The sequence below is a fragment of the Streptomyces shaanxiensis genome (assembly GCF_039537145.1).
GTDB lineage: Bacteria > Actinomycetota > Actinomycetes > Streptomycetales > Streptomycetaceae > Streptomyces > Streptomyces shaanxiensis.
In genome coordinates, this window is sequence record NZ_BAAAZY010000018.1 from 42,910 (window position 1) to 63,178 (window position 20,269).

1 protein-coding gene is annotated in these 20,269 nt (G+C 71.4%); it reads right to left on the reverse strand.

Features of this window, described 5'->3' with window-relative positions:
• Nucleotides 1-20,231 (reverse strand): amino acid adenylation domain-containing protein (locus ABD932_RS30345; protein ID WP_345017459.1); only part of this gene is annotated, 20,231 nt, incomplete at its 3' end.
• Nucleotides 20,232-20,269 lie beyond the last annotated feature (38 nt).

Below are 20,269 nucleotides of genomic sequence, written 5' to 3' on the forward strand. Positions count from 1 at the left end.
TTGCCGCCCGCGTCCTGGGTCGACGCCGTGTCGACGACGTCGGTGTCGACCTGGTGGAAGTTCTGGTGGTCGAAGAGGGTGGTGATGAGGCGCTGGGTCTCGCCCGAGTCCCGCTGGATGGCGGGGAGGGGGTAGCGGCGGTGGGCCCAGATGTCGGTCTCCTGGGCGTAGACCCGCCCGACCAGTTCGTGCCAGGTTCCGGTGGGTCGAGTCGCCGGGAACGGCAGCGTGTTGAGGTGCATGCCCAGGACGCGCTCGGCATCCGGGGCCTCGAGCCGACCGTGGTAGACGACACCCGTGTGGAAGGCGTCCTCGGTCGTCACCGTCGACAGCACCTTCAGATGCGCCGCCAGCAGCACGCTCTTCAGCGACGTACGCGCCTGCGTGGCCAGCCGCCGGAGTCCGTCCTCCAGGTCGGCGTACGGTGCGTGCGCCCAGTGAAAGTCGTCCGGGGTGCCGTCCTCGTCGGCCCAGGTGGCCGGGAGACGCAGCGGGGTGTGGGTGCCGACGACGTTCTGCCAGAAGGCGCGGTCGTCGTCGCTCGCCAAGGAGGCGAGTTCGGCCGCGATGTAGTCGGCGTAGCGGACGGACGGCGCCTCGTACGACGCCGACACCTCACGGCCGTCCCTCAACTGCCCGTATACATCGAGGAGTTCCATCAGGAACGTGTTGAGCGTCCACCCCTCGGTCACCGCGTGGCAGTGGCTGACCGTCAGACGCCAGACGTCCTCCGACTCCACGTGCGCGCAGAACCGCATCAGCGGAGCACCGGTCAGCTCGAAGCCGCGAGCCCGCTCACGGGCCGCGAACTCCGCACCGGCCGCGGCGACGTCCTGCCCGCGCAGGTCGACGACCTCCACGGCCGACTCGACCCGGGCGTGCACCACCTGCAACGGCTGCGAGAAACCGTCCAGATGCACCGAGGTGCGCAGGATGTCGTGACGGCCGACGACGATGTCCACCGCCTGCTGAAGGGCATGGACGTCCAGCGGCCGCTCGTCGGGGATCCGGAACGAGTTGATGTTGTGGTAGACATCCCGGCCCTCACCCCGCGCGGCCAGCATCTCCACGACCATGCCGGTCTGGATCTGCGACAGCGGATACGCGTCCACCGCGTCCGCCGGCACCGAAGCGCGGTCCTCGTCCGAGATCAGCGCGAACGGCTCCACGGCCTCGGTCGCCGAAGCGGCCGAGCGACCGTCGACCAGGACGGCGAGCGCGGCGATCGTCCGGTGCTCGAAGATCTCCCGTACCTCGACGTCGTACCCGGCGGCCCGCAGACCGCCCACGAGCCGGACGGCCCGGATGGAGTCACCGCCGACCTCGAAGAAGCTGTCCTCGACGCCGACCTCCTCCAGGTCCAGTACGTCGGCCCACACCGCCGCGAGCCGCTCCTCGACCGGAGTCCTGGGTGCCACCCGGTGGGCGGTGGCGAAGGCGTCGCGGTCGGGGAGGGGCAGGGCGCGGTGGTCGAGCTTGCCGTTGGTGGTGAGCGGGACGGTGTCGATGGTGACGAAGGCCGCCGGGACCATGTAGTCGGGCAGGGCGTCGGCGAGGCGGTCCCGCAGTTCCTCGGCGGTCGGCGCGGGGCCGGCCGGGACCACGTAGCCGGTGAGGGCCTTGTGGCCGGGGACGGGCTCGGTGAGGGTCACGACGGCGTCGCGCACCGCCGGGTGCTCGCGCAGCCGTGCCTCGATCTCGCCGAGTTCGATGCGGTAGCCGCGGACCTTCACCTGGCTGTCGATGCGCCCGAGGAAGTCCAGGGAGCCGTCGGGCAGTCGGCGGGCCAGGTCGCCGGTGCGGTACAGGCGCGCTCCGGCGGGCCCGTACGGGTCGGGCACGAAGCGTTCCGCGGTCAGCGCGGGCCGGCCGAGGTAGCCGCGGGCGACACCGGGGCCGCCGACGTACAGCTCGCCGGGCACGCCGACGGGCACGAGGCGACCGTGCGGGTCGAGGATGTGGGCGTGCAGGTCGGACAGGGGGTGACCGATGACGCTGCGGGCCGGGTGGGCGAGGTCGTCGGCGCCGATGCGGTGGTAGCAGGCGTGCATCGTCGTCTCGGTCGGGCCGTAGAGGTTGACCAGCACCGGCTTCTCGAGGCCCATCCGGTCCACCCACGGCCGCAGTTCGGCCGTCTCCAGCTTCTCGCCGCCGAAGCCGACCAGGCGCAGGGCGAGCCGGTCGAACCGGGGGTCGCCGTCGTCGGCGGGCGCGCTGAGGGCGCGGAACGCCGTCGGGGTCTGGAGCAGCACGGTGACCTGTTCCGCGACGAGCAGGTCGAGGAACTCCTCCGGCGAGCGGCTGACGTCCGTGGGGACGACGACGAGACGGCCGCCGTGCAGCAGGGCGCTCCACATCTCCCAGACGGACACGTCGAAGGCGTACGAGTGGGCCTGCGTCATGACGTCGGTGTCGCCGAACGCGAACTGCTCGCGGGTCGCGCGGAACAGCCGCAGCACGTTGGCGTGGCTGACGCCGACGCCCTTGGGCGTGCCCGTCGAACCGGACGTGTAGATCACGTAGGCCAGGTCGTCGGGCCCGGTCAGCGGCTCGGGCGCGGTGGCCGGCCAAGCATCTGCGTGTTCGGTGTCGACGAGGATCAGCTCGCCCTCGAAGGCGTCCGTCACCCGGTCCGCGAGCCCGCTCGCGCTGACCAGGATCCCGGCCCGCGCGTCGGTCAGGATGTGGACGAGGCGGTCGTCGGGGTTGTGCGGGTCGAGCGGCACATAGGCGGCGCCCGACTTCAGCACGCCGAGCAGGGTCGGCATCAGGTCGAGGTCGCGGTCCAGGAGGACGGCGACGACCGTGCCCCGGTCGGCGCCGAGGTCGCGCAGCCGGTGCCCGAGCCGGTTGGCCCGCTCGTCGAGTTCGGCGTACGTCAGATGGCGGTCACCGCAGGTCACGGCGGTGTGGTCGGGCGTACGGGCGGCCTGGGCGGCGAACGCCTCATGCACGCACCGCTCGACCGGCTGGCCGTCCGCCTGCTCGTCGGTGGAGTTCCAGTCGGCGAGCAGCCGCGTCAGCTCGTCCTGGGCGAGGGGCACCACCGTGGCGTCCCCGTCAGGGTCCGCGGCCATGGCCTCCAGCACCTGCCGGTACAGGTCGCCGAGGCGGCGCAGCGCTGCCCGGCCGAGTACGTCGGTGGACGTGCCGAGGTTGAACCGGCCGTCGCCGGAGACCACGCTCAGCGCGAACTCGTTCGGCGACGAGTTGAGGCCGGCGTCGACGTCCACGGCGTCGCGGTCGACCTGGTGGAAGTTCTGGTGCTCGAAGAGGACGGAGATCAGCCGCTGGGACTCGCCTGTGTCGCGCTGGATGGCGGGCAGGGGGTAGCGGCGGTGGGCCCAGATGTCCGTCTCCTGGGCGTAGACCCGCTCGACCAGCTCACGCCAGCTGCCCGAGGGCCGACCGGCCGGGAACGGAAGGGTGTTGAGGTGCATGCCCAGCACGCGCTCGGCGTCCGGAGCTTCGAGCCGACCGTGGTAGACGACACCGGTGTGGAAGGCGTCCTCCGTCGTCACCGTCGACAGCACCTTCAGGTGGGCCGCCAGCAGCACGCTCTTCAGCGACGTACGCGCACGGGCCGCCAGTCGTCCGAGGCCCTCCTCCAGGTCGGCGAACGGCACGTACACACGGTGGTGGTCACCGGCGTGGCCGTCCTCGTCGGCCCAGGTGTCGGGCAGCGTCAGCGGGGCGTGCCCGCGCACCACGTCCTGCCAGAAGGCACGGTCGTCGTCGCTCGCCAGGGAGGCGAGTTCGGCCGCGACGAAGTCGGCGTACCGCACGGCGGGCGCCTCGAACGCCGCCGGCTCACGACCGTCCCGCAGGTCGCGGTAGCAGTCGAGGATCTCCATCAGCAGGGAGTGGTAGCTCCAGCCCTCGGTCGCCGCGTGGCAGTGGCTCAGCGTCAGCCGCCAGGCGGTGTCCGACTCCAGCTGGACGCCGATCCGCAGCAGCGGCGCACGGCCCAGGTCGAAGCCGGCGGTCCGGTCCTCGTCCGCGTACACCCGGCCGAGCCGCCGCTGTTCGGCGGCGTCCAGACCCCGCCAGTCATGCACGGTCACGGGCAGGACGGCCGTGGCGTGGACGAGCTGCAACGGCTGCGAGAAGCCGTCCAGATGCATCGACGTACGCAGGATGTCGTGACGCGCGACGACGGCGTCCACTGCCGCCCGGAAGTCCTCCACCGAGAAGGCGTGCTCGTCGGGGATCCGGAAGGACGTCAGATTGTGGTACGTGTGCAGCTCACCGGCCCGGAGCAGCTCCACGAGCATGCCGGTCTGGATCTGCGACAGCGGATACGCGTCCACCACGTCCGCGGGCAGCGCGGCACGGTCCTCGGCCGACACGAGCGCGAACGGCTCCACGGCACGGATCAGCGAGGCACCCCCGCCCTGTCCTGACAGCCGCGCGGCGAGCGCCGCGATCGTGCGGTGCTCGAAGATCTCCCGTACGTCGATGTCGTACCCGGCGGCCCGCAGCGCGCCCACGAGCCGGACGGCCCGGATGGAGTCACCGCCGACCTCGAAGAAGCTGTCCTCGACACCGACTTCGACCGCGTCGAGGATCTCCCGCCACACCGCGGCCAACCGCTCCTCGGCAGGCGTACGGGGAGCGATGTGCCGGCCACCGGTGTAGGCGGCCTGGTCCGGGGCGGGCAGCGCGCGGTGGTCGAGCTTGCCGTTGGTGGTCAGCGGGATCGCGTCGATGGCGACGTACGCAGCCGGGACCATGTAGTCCGGCAGGACGGGCGCGAGATGCTCCCGCAACGAGGCCGCGTCCGCGTCTCCGACGACGTACGCCACCAGGGATTTCTCGCCGGCCTGGCTCTCCCGGGCCACGACCACGGCACCCCGCACGGCCGGGTGCTCACGCAGCCGGGTCTCGATCTCGCCGAGCTCGATCCGGTAGCCGCGGATCTTGACCTGCTTGTCGATACGGCCGAGCGACTCCAGACTCCCGTCCGGGCGCCGCAGGGCCAGGTCACCACTGCGGTAGAGGCGGGATCCGGCCGGCCCGTACGGGTCGGGGAGGAACCGCTCGGCGGTCAGCTCCGGGCGCCCGAGATAGCCGCGGGACACCGCTGGACCGGAGACATGGATCTCCCCCGGAACGCCGACCGGGACGAGGTGTCCGCGGGCGTCGAGGAGATGGATGGCGGTGTCGGCCAACGGGTACCCGACCGGGCTGAGCGCCGGGTGGGCCAGGTCCTCGTCGGTGATGCGGTGGTAGGTGGAGTGCACGGTCGTCTCGGTGATGCCGTACATGTTCACCAGCGCCGGACGCTCGATCCCGACCCGGTCGGTCCAGGGACGCAGCTCGTTCAGATCGAGCCGCTCACCGGCGAAGACGACCGCCCGCAGGGCGAGTTGGTCGACCCGCGGATCACCCTCCCCCGCCAGCGCGGTCAGCGACCGGAAGGCGGTCGGCGTCTGGCACAGAATCGTCGCCCGCTCCTCGACCAGCAGCTCCAGGAACTCCTCCGGCGACCGGGTCACCTGCGCGGGCACCACGACCAGCGTGCCGCCGTGCAGCAGGGCGCCCCACATCTCCCACACCGAGACGTCGAAGGCGTACGAGTGGAACAGCGGCCATACGTCGTCAGCGCCGAAGCCGTAGTGCTGCTCACTGCTGCTGAACAGCCGCAGGACGTTGGCGTGACTGAGGCCGACACCCTTCGGCTTGCCCGTCGAACCCGACGTGTAGATCACGTAGATGAGGTCGTCCGGCGTGCCCTCGACCATCGGCACCGTGGATGGGCAGGCGTCGATCGCCGCCCGGTCGTCATCCACAACCACCAGGCGTCCGCTGAAGGACGACATTCGATCGACCAGACTCCGCTGCGTCACCAGGATCGGTGCGGCAGCGTCCTCCAGGATCGTCGCCAGCCGCTCGTCCGGGTTCGCCGGATCCAACGGCAGATACGCCGCCCCCGACTTCAGCACACCCAACAGCGACGGAATCAGATCGATCCCCCGCTCCAACGACAGCCCGACCAGTGTGTCGGGACCGGCGCCGAGGCCGATCAGGTGGTGGGCGAGGCGGTTGGCCCGCGCGTCCAGTTCGGCGTACGTCAGACGGTGGTCGCCGCAGGTCACAGCAGTGTGGTCGGGCGTACGGGCGGCCTGCTCGGCGAACGCCTCGTGCACCCGCCGGCCGACCGGCAGCTCGACGGTGGCACACCACTCGCCGAGCAAGCGCTCCTGCTCGCCCTCCGGGAGGTACACGGCACCCGCGTCCCCGTCCGGATCGGCGGCCATCGCCTCCAGAACCCGCCGGTACATCGACGCCAGGCGCCGCATGTCCTCGCGGCTGATGACCTGGGTCGTCGAACCGAGGTTGATGTTGCCGCCGGCCGCGATCGCGCTCAGCGCGAACTCGTTGCCGCCCGCGTCCTGGGTCGACGCCGTGTCGACGACGTCGGTGTCGACCTGGTGGAAGTTCTGGTGGTCGAAGAGGGTGGTGACGAGGCGCTGGGTCTCGCCCGAGTCCCGCTGGATGGCGGGGAGCGGGTAGCGGCGGTGGGCCCAGATGTCCGCCTCCTGGGCGAACACCTTCTCGACGAAGGCCAGCCAGGTGCCGGAGGAGGGCCGAGTCGCCGGGAACGGCAGCGTGTTGAGGTGCATGCCCAGCACACGCTCGGCATCCGGGGCCTCGAGCCGACCGTGGTACACGACACCCGTGTGGAAGGCCTCCTCCGCCGTCAGCATCGACAGCACCTTGAGATGCGCCGCGAGCAGCACGCTCTTCAGCGAGGCACCTGCTCGTTCCGCCAGCTGCTGAAGGCCGTCTTCGAGGTCGCCGAAGGGGGCCTGTACCCAGTAGCGGTCGCCGTTGTCGCCGTTGGCGTCGGCCCAGGTCGTGGGTAGGCGGAGTGCCGTGTGGCTGCCGACGACGTTCTGCCAGAAGGCACGGTCGTCCTCGCTGTCCAGCGAGGCGAGTTCGGCTGCAATGTAGTCGGCGTACCGGACGGACGGTGCCTCGTAGGAGGCGACCACCTCGCCACCGTCCGCCAACTGCTCGTAGACGTCGAGGAGTTCCATCAGGAACGTGTTGAGCGTCCAGCCCTCGGTCACCGCATGGCAGTGGCTGACCGTCAGCCGCCAGGCGTCGTCCGACTCGACGTGCGCGCAGATCCGCATCAGCGGTGCTGCGCCCAGGTCGAAGCCGCGGGCCCGTTCACGCGCCGCGAACTCCTCCCCCGCGGCAGCGACGTCCCGCCCACGCAGGTCCTCGACGTTCACAGTCAACTCGACCTGGCCGTGGACCACTTGCAGCGGCTGCGAGTAACCGCCCAGATGCACCGAGGTGCGCAGGATGTCGTGACGGGCGACGACGGTGTCCACCGCGCGCCGCAGAACCTCCGCGTCCAGCGGCCGCTCGTCGGGGATCCGGAACGAGTTGATGTTGTGGTAGACATCCCGGCCCTCGTCCCGTGCGGCCAGCATCTCCACGACCATGCCGGTCTGGATCTGCGACAGCGGATACGCGTCCACCGCGTCCGCCGGCAGAGCGGCCTGGTCGTCCACGCTGATCAGCGCGAACGGCTCCACCGCCGCCGTCACCTCGGCGGCCGACCGCCCCTCGGCCAGGGCAGCGAGAGCGGCGATCGTGCGGTGCTCGAAGACCTCGCGCACCTCGACGTCGTAGCCCGCGGCCCGCAGCGCGCCCACCAGACGCACCACGCGGATCGAGTCACCGCCGACCTCGAAGAAGCTGTCCTCGACGCCGACCTCCTCCAGGTCCAGGACACCGGCCCACACCTCGGCCAGCCGCTCCTCGACCGGCGTCCGCGGCGCCACGCGCCGGCCACCGGTGTAGGCGGCCTGGTCGGGGGCGGGCAGGGCACGGTGGTCGAGCTTGCCGTTGGTGGTCAGCGGGATGGCGTCGAGGGCGACGAAGGCCGACGGGACCATGTAGTCCGGCAGCGAGACGCTCAAGTACCCGCGCAGCTCGCTCACTTCGGCCGACCCCGGTGTCATGCCCACGAGGTAGGCGACCAGGGACTTCTCCCCGGCCTGGCGCTCGCGCGCCACGACCACGGCGTCCTTGATCGCCGCGTGCTCACGCAGCCGGGTCTCGATCTCGCCGAGCTCGATCCGGTAGCCGCGGATCTTGACCTGCTTGTCGATACGGCCCAGGGACTCCAGGCTGCCGTCCGGACGCCGCAGGGCCAGGTCACCGCTGCGGTACAGCATCGAACCGGCCGGCCCGAACGGGTTCGGCACGAACCGCTCGGCCGTCAGCTCGGGGCGTCCGAGATACCCGCGCGACACCGCCGGACCGGAGACATGGATCTCCCCCGGAACCCCGACGGGCACCAACCGGCCCTGTGCGTCCAGCAAATGAATGGCCGTGTCGGCGAGGGGGTAGCCGACCGGGCTGAGCGCCGGGTGGGCCAGGTCCTCGTCGGTGATGCGGTGGTAGGTGGAGTGCACGGTCGTCTCGGTGATGCCGTACATGTTCACCAGCGCCGGACGCTCCACACCCACCCGGTCGGTCCAGGGACGCAGCTCACTCAGATCCAGCCGCTCACCGGCGAAGACGACCGCCCGCAGGGCGAGTTGGTCGACCCGCGGATCGCCCTCCCCCGCCAGCGCGGTCAGCGACCGGAAGGCGGTCGGCGTCTGGCACAGAATCGTCGCCCGCTCCTCGACCAGCAGCTCCAGGAACTCCTCCGGCGACCGGGTCACCTGCGCGGGCACCACGACCAGCGTGCCGCCGTGCAGCAGGGCGCCCCACATCTCCCACACCGAGACGTCGAAGGCGTACGAGTGGAACAGCGGCCACACATCATCCGCACCGAAGCCGTAGTGCCGCTCACTGCTGCTGAACAGCCGCAGGACGTTGGCGTGGCTCAGGCCGACACCCTTCGGCTTGCCCGTCGAACCCGACGTGTAGATCACGTAGATCAGGTCATCCGGCGTGCCCTCGACCACCGGCACCGTGGACGGACGCGCATCGATCGCCGCCCGATCCCCATCCTCGTCGATCACGACCAGGCGCCCGGCGAAGGACGACAGCCGATCGACCAGACTCCGCTGCGTCACCAGAATCGGTGCGGCAGCGTCCTCCAGGATCGTCGCCAGCCGCTCGTCCGGGTTCGCCGGATCCAACGGCAGATACGCCGCACCCGACTTCAGCACACCCAACAGCGACGGAATCAGATCGATCCCCCGCTCCAACGACAGCCCGACCAACATGTCAGGCCCCGCGCCCAGTTCCCGCAGATGATGAGCAAGACGGTTCGCCCGCGCGTCGACGTCGGCATACGTCAGTCGAACGTCCCCGCACACCACGGCCGTACGCTCCGGTGTCCGGGCGGCCTGCTCGGCGAACGCCTCGTGCACCCGCCGACCGACCGGTACCTCTACGGTCGCGCCGGCACCCCACTCACCCAGCAGGCGCTCTTCCTCGCCCTCCGGCAGGTACACGGCCCCCGCGTCCCCGTCCGGATCGGCGGCCATGGCCTCCAGGACCCGCCGGTACATCGACGCGAGACGCGCTACGTTCTCCCGGCTCGCGACATCCGTGGTCGTGCCGAGGTTGAGGTGACCGCCGGACGCGATCGCGCTGAGGGCGAACTCGTTGACGCCGTCGCCGAGGTTGGCCTCGACGTCGACGGCCTCGGTGTCGACCTGGTGGAAGTCCTGGAAGTCGAACAGGATGGTGAGCAGGCGGTCGCCGGCGCCCGAGTCCCGCTGGATGACGGGGAGCGGGTAGCGGCGGTGGGCCCAGATGTCCGCCTCCTGGGCGAACACCTTCTCGACGAAGGCCAGCCAGGTGCCGGAGGAGGGCCGAGTCGCCGGGAACGGCAGCGTGTTGAGGTGCATGCCCAGGACGCGCTCGGCGTCCGGGGCCTCAAGGCGACCGTGGTACACGACACCCGTGTGGAAGGCCTCCTCCGCCGTCAGCGTCGACAGTACCTTCAGGTGCGCCGCCAGCAACACGCTCTTCAGGGAGCCGCCGGCTCGGGTCGCCAGGCGGCGCAGGCCCGGTTCCAGGTCCGCGAAGGGGACGCGGGACCAGTGCCGCTCCGCCGAACTGCCGTCCGTTGCCGCCCAGTTCGCAGGAAGGACCGTCGGCGCGGCATGGGCGACGACGTCGGACCAGAAGGCGCGGGTCTCGGTCGACGCGAGTGCCGTGAGTTCGGCTGCGATGAAGTCGGCGTAGCGCACGGCGAGCGGGGCGGGTTCCGTCGTCCCGTCGTCGCCGTTCTGGATGCGTCGGTAGGTGTCGAGCACCTCGGTCAGCAGGGAGTTGACGGTCCAGCCGTCGGTGACGGCGTGGCAGTGACTGAGGGTGAGCCGCCAGGCGGTGTCGGACTCCACATGCACCGCGAACCGCAGCAGCGGGGCGGTGGTCAGGTCGAACGGCTCGGACCGTTCGCGGGTCACGAACTCCCGCCCCAGTCGCTCCTGTTCGGCCCTGTCCAGGCCGCGCCAGTCGTGTGTGGCGACCGGTACGTCGGCGGTGGCGTGCACCAGCTGCAGGGGCTGCGAGTAGCCGGTCATGGCGATGGACGTCCGCAGGACGTCATGCCGCTGGACGACCGAGCGCACCGCCGCGCGCAGCGTGTCCACCGCGTACGGACGCTCGTCGGGGATCCGGAACGAGTTGATGTTGTAGTACAGGCCGCTGTCCGGGCGGGCCAGCATCTCGACGAGCATGCCGGTCTGGATCTGCGACAGCGGATACGCGTCCACCACGTCGGCCGGCAGGGCGGCCCGGTCCTCGTCGCCGATGAGCGCGAAGGGGGCGACCGCCTCGGTCAGCGACGCGCCGGTGTCCTGCCCCGCCATCACCCGGGCGAGTTCGGCGACGGTCCGCTGCTCGAAGACGTCCTGTACGCCGATGTCGTACCCGGCGGCGCGCAGGGCGCCGACGAGGCGGATGGCGCGGATGGAGTCGCCGCCGAGGTCGAAGAAGCTGTCCTCGACGCCGACGCGGTCCAGCCCGAGGATCTCGCGCCAGACGGCGGCGAGCCGCTCCTCGTCCGGGGTCCGGGGAGCGAGGTGCCGGCCACCGGAGAAGGCGTCCTGGCCGGGGGCGGGCAGGGCACGCTGGTCGACCTTGCCGCTGTTGGTCAGCGGGATCGCGTCGATGGCCACGTAGGCCGCCGGGACCATGTAGTCGGGCAGCGCCTCGCCGAGGTGCTCCCGCAGCGGGGCAGCGTCCGCCGCACCGACGACGTAGGCCACCAGGCTCTTGTCCCCGGCCTCGTCCGCACGGGCCACGACCACGGCATCGGTCACGGCGGGGTGCTCCCGCAGCCGTGACTCGATCTCGCCCAGCTCGATGCGGTAGCCGCGGACCTTGACCTGGCTGTCCATCCGGCCCAGGCACTCGAAGGTGCCGTCGGACAGGCGGCGGGCCAGGTCACCGGTGCGGTACAGCCGGGAGCCGGGGGGCCCGTAAGGGTTCGGCGTGAACTTCTCCGCCGTCAGCCCCGGACGCCCGTGGTAGCCGTGCGCCAGGCCGTCACCGGCGATGCACAGCTCACCCGTGATCCCGTCCGGCACCGGGCGCCCCTGCGAATCCAGCACGTAAAGCTGCGTGTTGGCGAGCGGACCGCCGATCGAGACGGCGTCCATCGAGTCCGGTACGTCCCAGAACGAGGACCAGATCGTCGTCTCCGTCGGCCCGTACACATTGACCAGCCGCTGCACCCGCGTGATCAGCTCGCGGGCCAGCCCGGCCGAGATCGGCTCACCGCCGGTCAATGCGGTCACGGCGTAGTTGTCGAACCCCGCCGCCAGCAGCAGCCGCCAGCCCGACGGCGTGGCCTGCACATGCGTGACCCGCTGCCGGTCCATCAGCTCGATCAGCGCGGTGGCGTCCTTGGCCTCCGCGTCGTCGGCCAGGACGACACGTCCGCCGGTGATCAGCGGCAGGTGCAGCTCCAGCCCCGAGATGTCGAACGAGATCGACGTGGAGGCGAGCCAGGCATCCCGACGCCCGGTGCCGATGTCGTCCCGGACGGACGCCAGGAGGTTGAACAGGGCGCGGTGGCTGATGACGACGCCCTTGGGCCGACCGGTCGAGCCCGAGGTGTACAGGACGTAGGCCGCCTGCTCCGGATCGACGGGGGCCGTGTCGAAGACGGCGGGCAGACGGTCGAGGTCCACGCCCGCGAGGTAGTCATAGGTGACCACCAGCGTCGCCCCCGCGTCCTCGGCCATATAGACGGCACGCTCGACCGGCAGGGAGGGGTCGATCGGCAGATAAGCCGCCCCCGCCTTCCACACCGCCAGCATGCTCACCAGCACATCCGGCGTCCGGTGCAGGGCCAGACCCACAACACCGCCCGGCACCACACCACCCGCACTCCGCAGATGATGCGCCAGCCGACTCGACCGCTCCTCCAACTCCCGGTAGGTGAGCCGCTGTTCACCCCACACCACGGCCACGGCCTCGGGAGTCGTCGACGCCTGGTTGACGAACGTCTCGAGGGTCAGCACGGTGCTGGTCGCTTCGGTGCGCCGGGACACTGGGGTTTGCTCCACATCGGGTAGGTAGGCGGCGGTGGCGTCGCCGTCGGGATCGGCGGCCATGGCTTCCAGGACGAGCCGGTACATCGAGGTCAGCCGCTCGGCGCCCGCGCGGCTGAGGGCGCCGGTGTGCGTCTTGACGACGAGCCCGCCGCCCGTGGCGACGACGCCGAGCGCGAACTCGTTGACGCCCGCGCCGAGTCCGGAGGCGACGTCGACCGAGTCGGTGTCGACCTGGTGGAAGTCCTGGAAGTCGAACATCACCGGGATCAGCCGACGGCTGTCGCCGGTGTCGCGCTGGATGGCGGGCAGGGGGTAGCGGCGGTGCGCCCAGATCTCCGTCTCCTGGACGTGGACCCGCTCGACCAGGTCCCGCCAGGTGCCGGATGAGGGCCGAGTCGCCGGGAACGGGAGGGTGTTGAGGTGCATGCCCAGCACCCGCTCGGCGCCCGGCGCCTCCAGCCGACCGTGGTAGACGACGCCGGTGTGGAAGGCGTCCTCGGCGGTCAGTGCCGACAGCACCTTCAGATGCGCGGCCAGCAGCACGCTCTTCAGCGAGGTCCGCGCCAGCGCGGCCAGCCCGCGCAGGCCCTGCTCCAGGTCCTGGTAGTCGACCCGCAACCGCAGCGGCTCGCTCGCCCCGGCCGCCGCCGTCGCCGTCGCACGCCAGGCGTCCGGCAGCGGCAAGGGAGTGTGGCGTTCGACGACGTCCTGCCAGAAGGCGCGATCCGCCTCGCCGTCCAGCGAGGCCAGCTCGGCGGCGACGAAGTCCGCGTACCGGACGGCCGGCGCCTCGTACGCGGGGACCTCACCGCCGTCCCGCAGTCGCCGGTAGCAGTCCAGCAGCTCCATCACGAGGCTGTGGTAGCTCCAGCCGTCCGCGATGGCGTGGACGTACGTGAAGGTGATCCGCCAGGCCTCGTCCGACTCGACATGCACGGCCATACGGATCAACGGGGCGTCGGACAGCTCGAACGCCGCGGCCTCCTCAGCGGCGAAGAACGCCACCAACTCCCGCCGCCGCTGCTCGGAGTCCCGCCCCCGCACGTCGGTCACGGTCAGCCCGACCCGCGCACCGGAGTGCACCACCTGCAGCGGCTGCCCGTACCGCACGAAGTCGATCGACGTACGCAGCATTTCGTGCCGCTGGGTGATGTGCTCGACGGCCGCGCGGAACGCCTCCGCCGAGAACGGCCGGTCGTCCGGGATCCGGAAGGAGTTGATGTTCTGGTACGCCGACCTGCCCTGCTCCTGCGCGGCCAGCATCTCCACCAGCATGCCGGTCTGGATCTGCGACAGCGGATACGCGTCCACCGCATCCGCCGGCAGCGCGGCCCGGTCCGACTCACCAATGAGCGCGAACGGCTCCACCGTGCCGACCAGCGAGACAGAGCTGTCCCCCGTCACGTGCATGGCCAGCGCGGCGATGGTGCGGTGCTCGAACACCGCGCGTACGTCGACGTCGTAGCCGGCGGCGCGCAGGGCGCCGACCAGGCGCACGGCCCGGATGGAGTCACCGCCGAGGTCGAAGAAGCTGTCCTCGACACCGACCTCGTCCTGTTCCAGGACGGTCGCCCAGATCGCCGCCAGCCGCTCCTCGGACGGCGTGCGCGGAGCCGTACGACGACCGCCCGCAAACGCGGTCTGGTCCGGGGCAGGCAACGCCCGATGGTCGACCTTGCCGCTGTTGGTCAACGGGATCGCCTCGACGGTCACGTACGCCGCCGGGACCATGTACTCGGGCAACGTGGCGCCGAGGTACCGGCGCAGATCCGCCGGGGCGTCGCCGACGAGGTACGCCACCAGGGTCTTGTCCCCGGCCTGGTCCTCGCGCACGGTGACCACGGCGTCGGTGACGTCGGGGTGCTCGCGCAGGCGTGCCTCGATCTCACCGAGTTCGATGCGGTAGCCGCGCACCTTCACCTGACTGTCGATCCGTCCCAGGCACTCGAAGGTGCCGTCGGACAGGCGACGGGCCAGGTCACCGGTGCGGTACAGGCGGGAACCGGCAGGACCGTACGGGTTCGGCGCGAACTTCTCCGCCGTCAGCCCCGGACGCCCGTGGTAGCCGTGCGCCAGGCCGTCGCCGGCGATGCACAGCTCACCGACGACACCCGACGGCACCGGCCGACCGTGCGCATCCAGCACGTACAGCTGCGTGTTGGCGAGCGGGTCGCCGATGGAGACGCCGCCGTCGAGGGCGTTCGGCACCTCCCAGACGGAGGACCAGATGGTCGTCTCCGTCGGGCCGTACACGTTCACCAACCGGCCTACACGCGAACCGAGTTCACGAGCCAGCTCCCCGTTCAGGGATTCACCGCCGACCAGGCCGGTGACGGCACGGTCGTCGAACCCGGCGGCCAGCAGGAGGCGCCAGCCCGAGGGGGTCGCCTGCACATGGGTCACGCCGTGCGCTGCCGTGAGCGCGATCAGCGCGGTGGCGTCCTTGGCCTCGGTGTCCCCGGCCAGGACGACACGGCCACCGCTGATCAGCGGCAGGTGCAGCTCCAGCCCCGAGATGTCGAACGAGATCGACGTCGATGCCAGCCACACGCCCGCGTGGTCGGCGGCGAGCTGATCACGCAGGGAGGCCAGCAGGTTGTGCAGCGCGCGATGGCTGATGACCACACCCTTGGGCCGACCGGTCGAACCCGAGGTGTACAGGACGTAGGCCGCCTGCTCCGGATCCACCGACACCCTCTCGAAGACGGCGGGCAGACGGTCAAGTTCCACACCCGCGAGGTAGTCATCGGTGACCACCAGCGTCGCCCCCGCGTCCTCGGCCATATAGGCGGCACGCTCCGCCGGCAGGGCGGGGTCGATCGGCAGATACGCCGCCCCCACCTTCCACACCGCCAGCATGCTCAACAGCACATCCGGCGTCCGGTGCAGGGCCAGACCCACAACACCGCCCGGCACCACACCACCCGCACCCCGCAGATGATGCGCCAGCCGGTTCGAGCGCTCCTCCAACTCCCCATACGTCACGGCCTGCTCACCACAGACAACGGCCACCCCCTCAGGAGCCGCCGTCACCTGCGCCGCAAACAACTCCAACGCATGCCCAGACCGCCACGCGGTCACATCCGCGGCGGCATCGAACTCCCCCTCGGGCAGGAAGGCGCCCCCGGCACCCCCTTCCTGATCCCCCGCCATCGCCTCCAGCACCCGCCGATACATCGACCCCAGCCGCCGCAGGTTCTCCCGACTGATCACATCCGTCGTGGACCCGAGCCGGACAGCCCCGTCGGCAGCCACCACGTTCAGCGGAAACTCGTTGCCGCCGACGTCCCAGGACGCACCGCTGCCGTACGCCTCCGCGCCGGCCGGACGGAAGTCCTGGTGCTCGAACAGCACGGAGACGAGCCGGTCACCGTCCCCGGAGTCGCGCTGGATCGCGGGAAGGGGGTAGCGCCGGTGAGCCCAGATCTCGGTCTCCTGGGCGTAGACCCGCTCCACCCACTCACGCCAGGTACCCGAAGTCGGGCACGTCGCGGGGAACGGGAGGGTGTTGAGATGCATGCCCAGGACGCGCTCCGCGCCCGGCGCCTCCAGACGGCCGTGGTAGACGACCCCCGCGTGGAAGGCCCCCTCCGGCGACAGCGCGGACAGTACCTTCAGATGCGCTGCCAACAGCACGCTCTTCAGCGATGTCCCGGCCGTCCGCGCCAACTCCCGCAGCGGCCCCTCCAGATCCGCGAACGGGATCTCCAGACCGAGCCGCTCCGCGCCGCTGCCCTCCGGATCACCCCATACCTCCGGCAGCCGCACCGGCACGTGCCCGTCGGTCACCTCACGCCAGAAGGCCCGGTCCTCCTCGCTCGCCACCGACGCCAGCTCGGCCGCGACGAAGTCGGCGTACCGGACGGACGGCGCCTCGTGGTCCGGCGCCTCGCCACCGTCCCGCAGCCGTCGATAGCACTCCAGCAGCTCAACCAGCAGCGTGTTGAGCGTCCAGCCCTCCGTCACCGCGTGGCAGTGGCTGAGGGTCAGGGACCAGCCGGTGTGGGACTCGATGTGCACGCCGAACCGCAGCAGCGGCGCGGTGGCGAGGTCGAAGTGGCGGTCGCGTTCGCCGCGTACGTACTCCGCCACGGCCCGTTCCCGCTCCGGGCCGCCGAGGGTCCGCACGTCATGGGTCTGCACGCCGATCCGTGCCTCGGCGTGGACGAGCTGCAGCGGCTGGGAGTAGCCGGACAGGTGCATCGACGTGCGCAGGACGTCATGGCGGGCGACGACGGTGTCCACGGCGGCCCGGAAGGCCTCGGGAGAGAAGGCGTGCTCGTCGGGCACCCGGAAGGAGTTGACGTTGTGGTAGACGTCCTTCGTGCCGGGACCGGCGGCCAGCATCTCGACGAGCATGCCGGTCTGGATCTGCGACAGCGGGTACGCGTCCACCACGTCGGACGGCAGAGCGGCCCGGTTCTCGTCGCCGATCAGCGCGAACGGCGCCACCCGGGACACCAGTGAGCCCGCGGCCTCCGTCTCCTGGCCGGCCAGCAGGACCGCGAGGTCGGCGACCGTACGGTGCTCGAAGACATCGCGGACGGTGACGTCGTGGCCGGCCTCGCGCAGGGCGCCCACGAGGCGTACGGCAGCGATGGAGTCGCCGCCGAGCGCGAAGAAGCTGTCCTCGACGCCGAGTTCGTCCAGGCCGAGGACGTCGGCCCACACCGCCGCCAGCCGCTCTTCGACCGGAGTGCGCGGCGCCGTGCCGCCGGTTCCGGCCTCGGAGCCCTGGTCGAGGGCGGCGAGCGCGCGGTGGTCGACCTTGCCGTTGCGGGTGAGGGGGACGGCGTCGATGCGGACGTAGCCGGTGGGGACCATGTAGTCGGGCAGGGCCGCCGACAGGTGGCCGCGCAGGGACTGCTGGTCGGGGTCCGTGCCGTCGGCCGTGACGACGTACGCGACCAGGCGCTCCACTCCGTGGGTCGTGCGCCGTACGGCGGCGATGGCCTCCGCGACGGTCGGGTGCTGGCGCAGACGGGCCTCGATCTCGCCCAGTTCGATGCGGTAGCCGCGCAGCTTGACCTGGTTGTCGATGCGGCCGAGGAAGTCGAGGGACCCGTCGGGCAGGAAGCGGCCGAGGTCGCCGGTGCGGTAGAGGCGGGTGCCGGGCGGGCCGTACGGGTCGGGGAGGAACCTCTCGGCGGTCAGGTCGGGGCGGCCGAGGTAGCCGCGGGCGAGTCCGACGCCGGCGATGTAGACCTCGCCTGCGACGCCGGTGGGGGCGGGGCGGAGGTCGTCCGTGAGGACGTACATCTGGGAGTTGGGGATGGAGGCGCCGAGCGGGATCAGTTCGCCCTCGGGGAGCGTGTCGATGATCTGGCCGGAGTTGCCGATGGTGATCTCGGTCGGGCCGTACTCGGTGGCCAGCCGGGTGCCCTGTGGTCCGGCGAGGGCGCGCCAGCGGGCGACCAGGTCGGTGGTGAAGCTGTCGCCGGCGGCGATGACGAGGCCGGCGAGGTCGCGTGCCTGGGCGGGGGTGAGCTGGTGGGTGAGGAGGTCGAGGTGGCCGGGGGTGAGCTTGATGAAGCTGAAGGGGGCGTGGGCGGCGAGCGTGCTGCCGAGGGCGGCGGTGTCGAGGTCGGTGGGCAGCAGGGTGACCGGGCGGCCGGTGATGAGGGGGGTGAAGAGGTCGGGGATGCCGAGGTCGAAGGAGATGGAGGAGAACAGGGGGGCGCCGCCGGTGCCCTGGGCGGCGTAGGCGTCGGTGGTCCAGGAGAGGTAGTTGGCCAGGCCGCGGTGGTGGATCATCACGCCCTTGGGGCGGCCGGTGGAGCCCGAGGTGTAGATGACGTACGCCAGTTGGCGCGGGTCGGCAGCGCGCGACGGTGGCGTGGTGGGCTGTTCGTCGATGAGCCAGGCGTCCTGGTCGAGGACGGTCAGGGTGCCGTGGTGGACGGCGGACAGCGCGGGCAGGTGGGCGCCGGTGGTGAGGACGAGGTCGGCTCCGGTGTCGGTGAGCATGTACGCGAGGCGTTCGCTCGGGACGCTCGGGTCGAGGGGGAGATAGGCGGCGGAGGCCTTCCAGATGCCGAGGAGGGCGGGCACCAGGTGGGTGTCGCGGTCCAGGCAGACGCCGACGAGGGTGTCGGGGCCGACGCCGTTCTCCAGGAGGTAGTGGGCCATCTGGTTGGCCCGTTCGTCCACTTGTCGATACGTCAGCTCTTCGCCGCCGGCCCTGACCGCCACCGCGTCGGGGGTGGCGGCGGCCTGCCGGGTGAACAGGTCGACGGTGGTGGCGTCGCCGCGGTCGACGGTCTCGCCGGCCGCCCAGGCGCCCAGGAGGAGGGCGCGCTCGTCGTCGGAGAGCATCTCGACGGTCGAGACCCGGGCCTCGGGCGCGGCGGTGAGGCCGTCGAGGAGGCGCAGGTAGTGGCCTGCCATGCGGTCGGCGGTGGTGCGGTCGAACAGGGCGGTGGCGAACAGCAGACGGGCGTCGAGCGGGCCGTCCGTGGCGTCGGCGACGTCGAGGGTGAGGTCGGTCTTGGCGATGCGGTGGCCCGTCTCGGGCGTCACCGTGAGGCCGGGCAGCGCGAGGTCGGGGGCCTGTCGCTCGCGCAGGATGAAGTCGGCCTGGTAGAGCGGGGTGCGGGACAGGTCGCGGTCCGGCTGGAGTTCGTCCACGAGGGTGGCGAACGGCACGGCCTGGTGGTCGAAGGCGTCCAGGACCGTGGTGCGGCCGGCGGCGAGGAGCTCGGCGAAGGTGGGGTCGTCCTGCCAACTGGCGCGGGCGACGAGCACGTTGATGCCGTAGCCGATGAGCTGCTGGAGCTCGGGGCGGCTTCGGCCGGAGACGGTCACGCCGACCGGGATGTCGGTGGTGCCGGTGTAGCGGGCGAGGAGGAGCTGGTAGGCGGTGAGCAGGACGGTGAAGCGGGTGACGCCGTGGGCGCCGGCCACCTCGGTGACGCGTCGGGCGAGGTCGGCGGGGACCGTGAAGGCGACGGCGTCACCGGCCGGGTCGCGACGGGCGGGGCGCGGGCGGTCGGTGGGCAGCTCCAGCACCGGGAGGTCGGCCAGCTGCTCGCGCCAGTAGGCGAGTTGGCGTTCCAGAGCGGCGCCGGTGAGCTCGCCGCGCTGCCAGGACGCGTAGTCGGCGTACTGCACGGGCAGCGGGTCCGGGGTGGGGGTCGTACCGGTGCTGTACGCGGTGTAGAAGGCGCCGAGTTCCTGGGCGAAGACGCCCATCGACCAGGCGTCGCAGGCGATGTGGTGGAAGGTGACGACGAGCAGGTGCTCGTCGTCACCGAGCCGGTAGAGGCGGGGCCGGACCGGCCACTCGCGTTCCAGGTCGAAGGGGTGGCCGGCGTCGGCCTCGGCGCGGGTGCGGGCCTCGGCTGCGGGCATGTCCGTGAGGTCGGCGACCGGCAGCTCCGGGGCGCTCGGCTCGTCGACGACCTGGAGCGGCTCCCGCCCCGCCAGCGTGTAGCGGGTGCGCAGGATCTCGTGCCGCTCGACGATCAGGGCCAGGGCGGCGCGCAGGGCCTCGGGGTCGAGGGTGCCGTGCAGCCGCATCGCGAGCGGTACCGCGTACTCGGGGCTCGCGGGGTCCATGCGGTGGAGGAACCACAGCTGCTGCTGTCCGAACGACAGCGGCAGCCCCTTCTCCCGCGGGACGCGCGGGATCGGAGCTCGGCGTCCACTCCGTCGGCCGGCCAGCCTGCTCCGCAGCAGCTCCTCCCGCAGCGCGGCCGCTTCCTGGTCGTTCGTGGACGGCGTGTCGCCGATGCTCATGGTCTTTCCGCTCCTCAACGGGTGTGTCACAGCGCCCG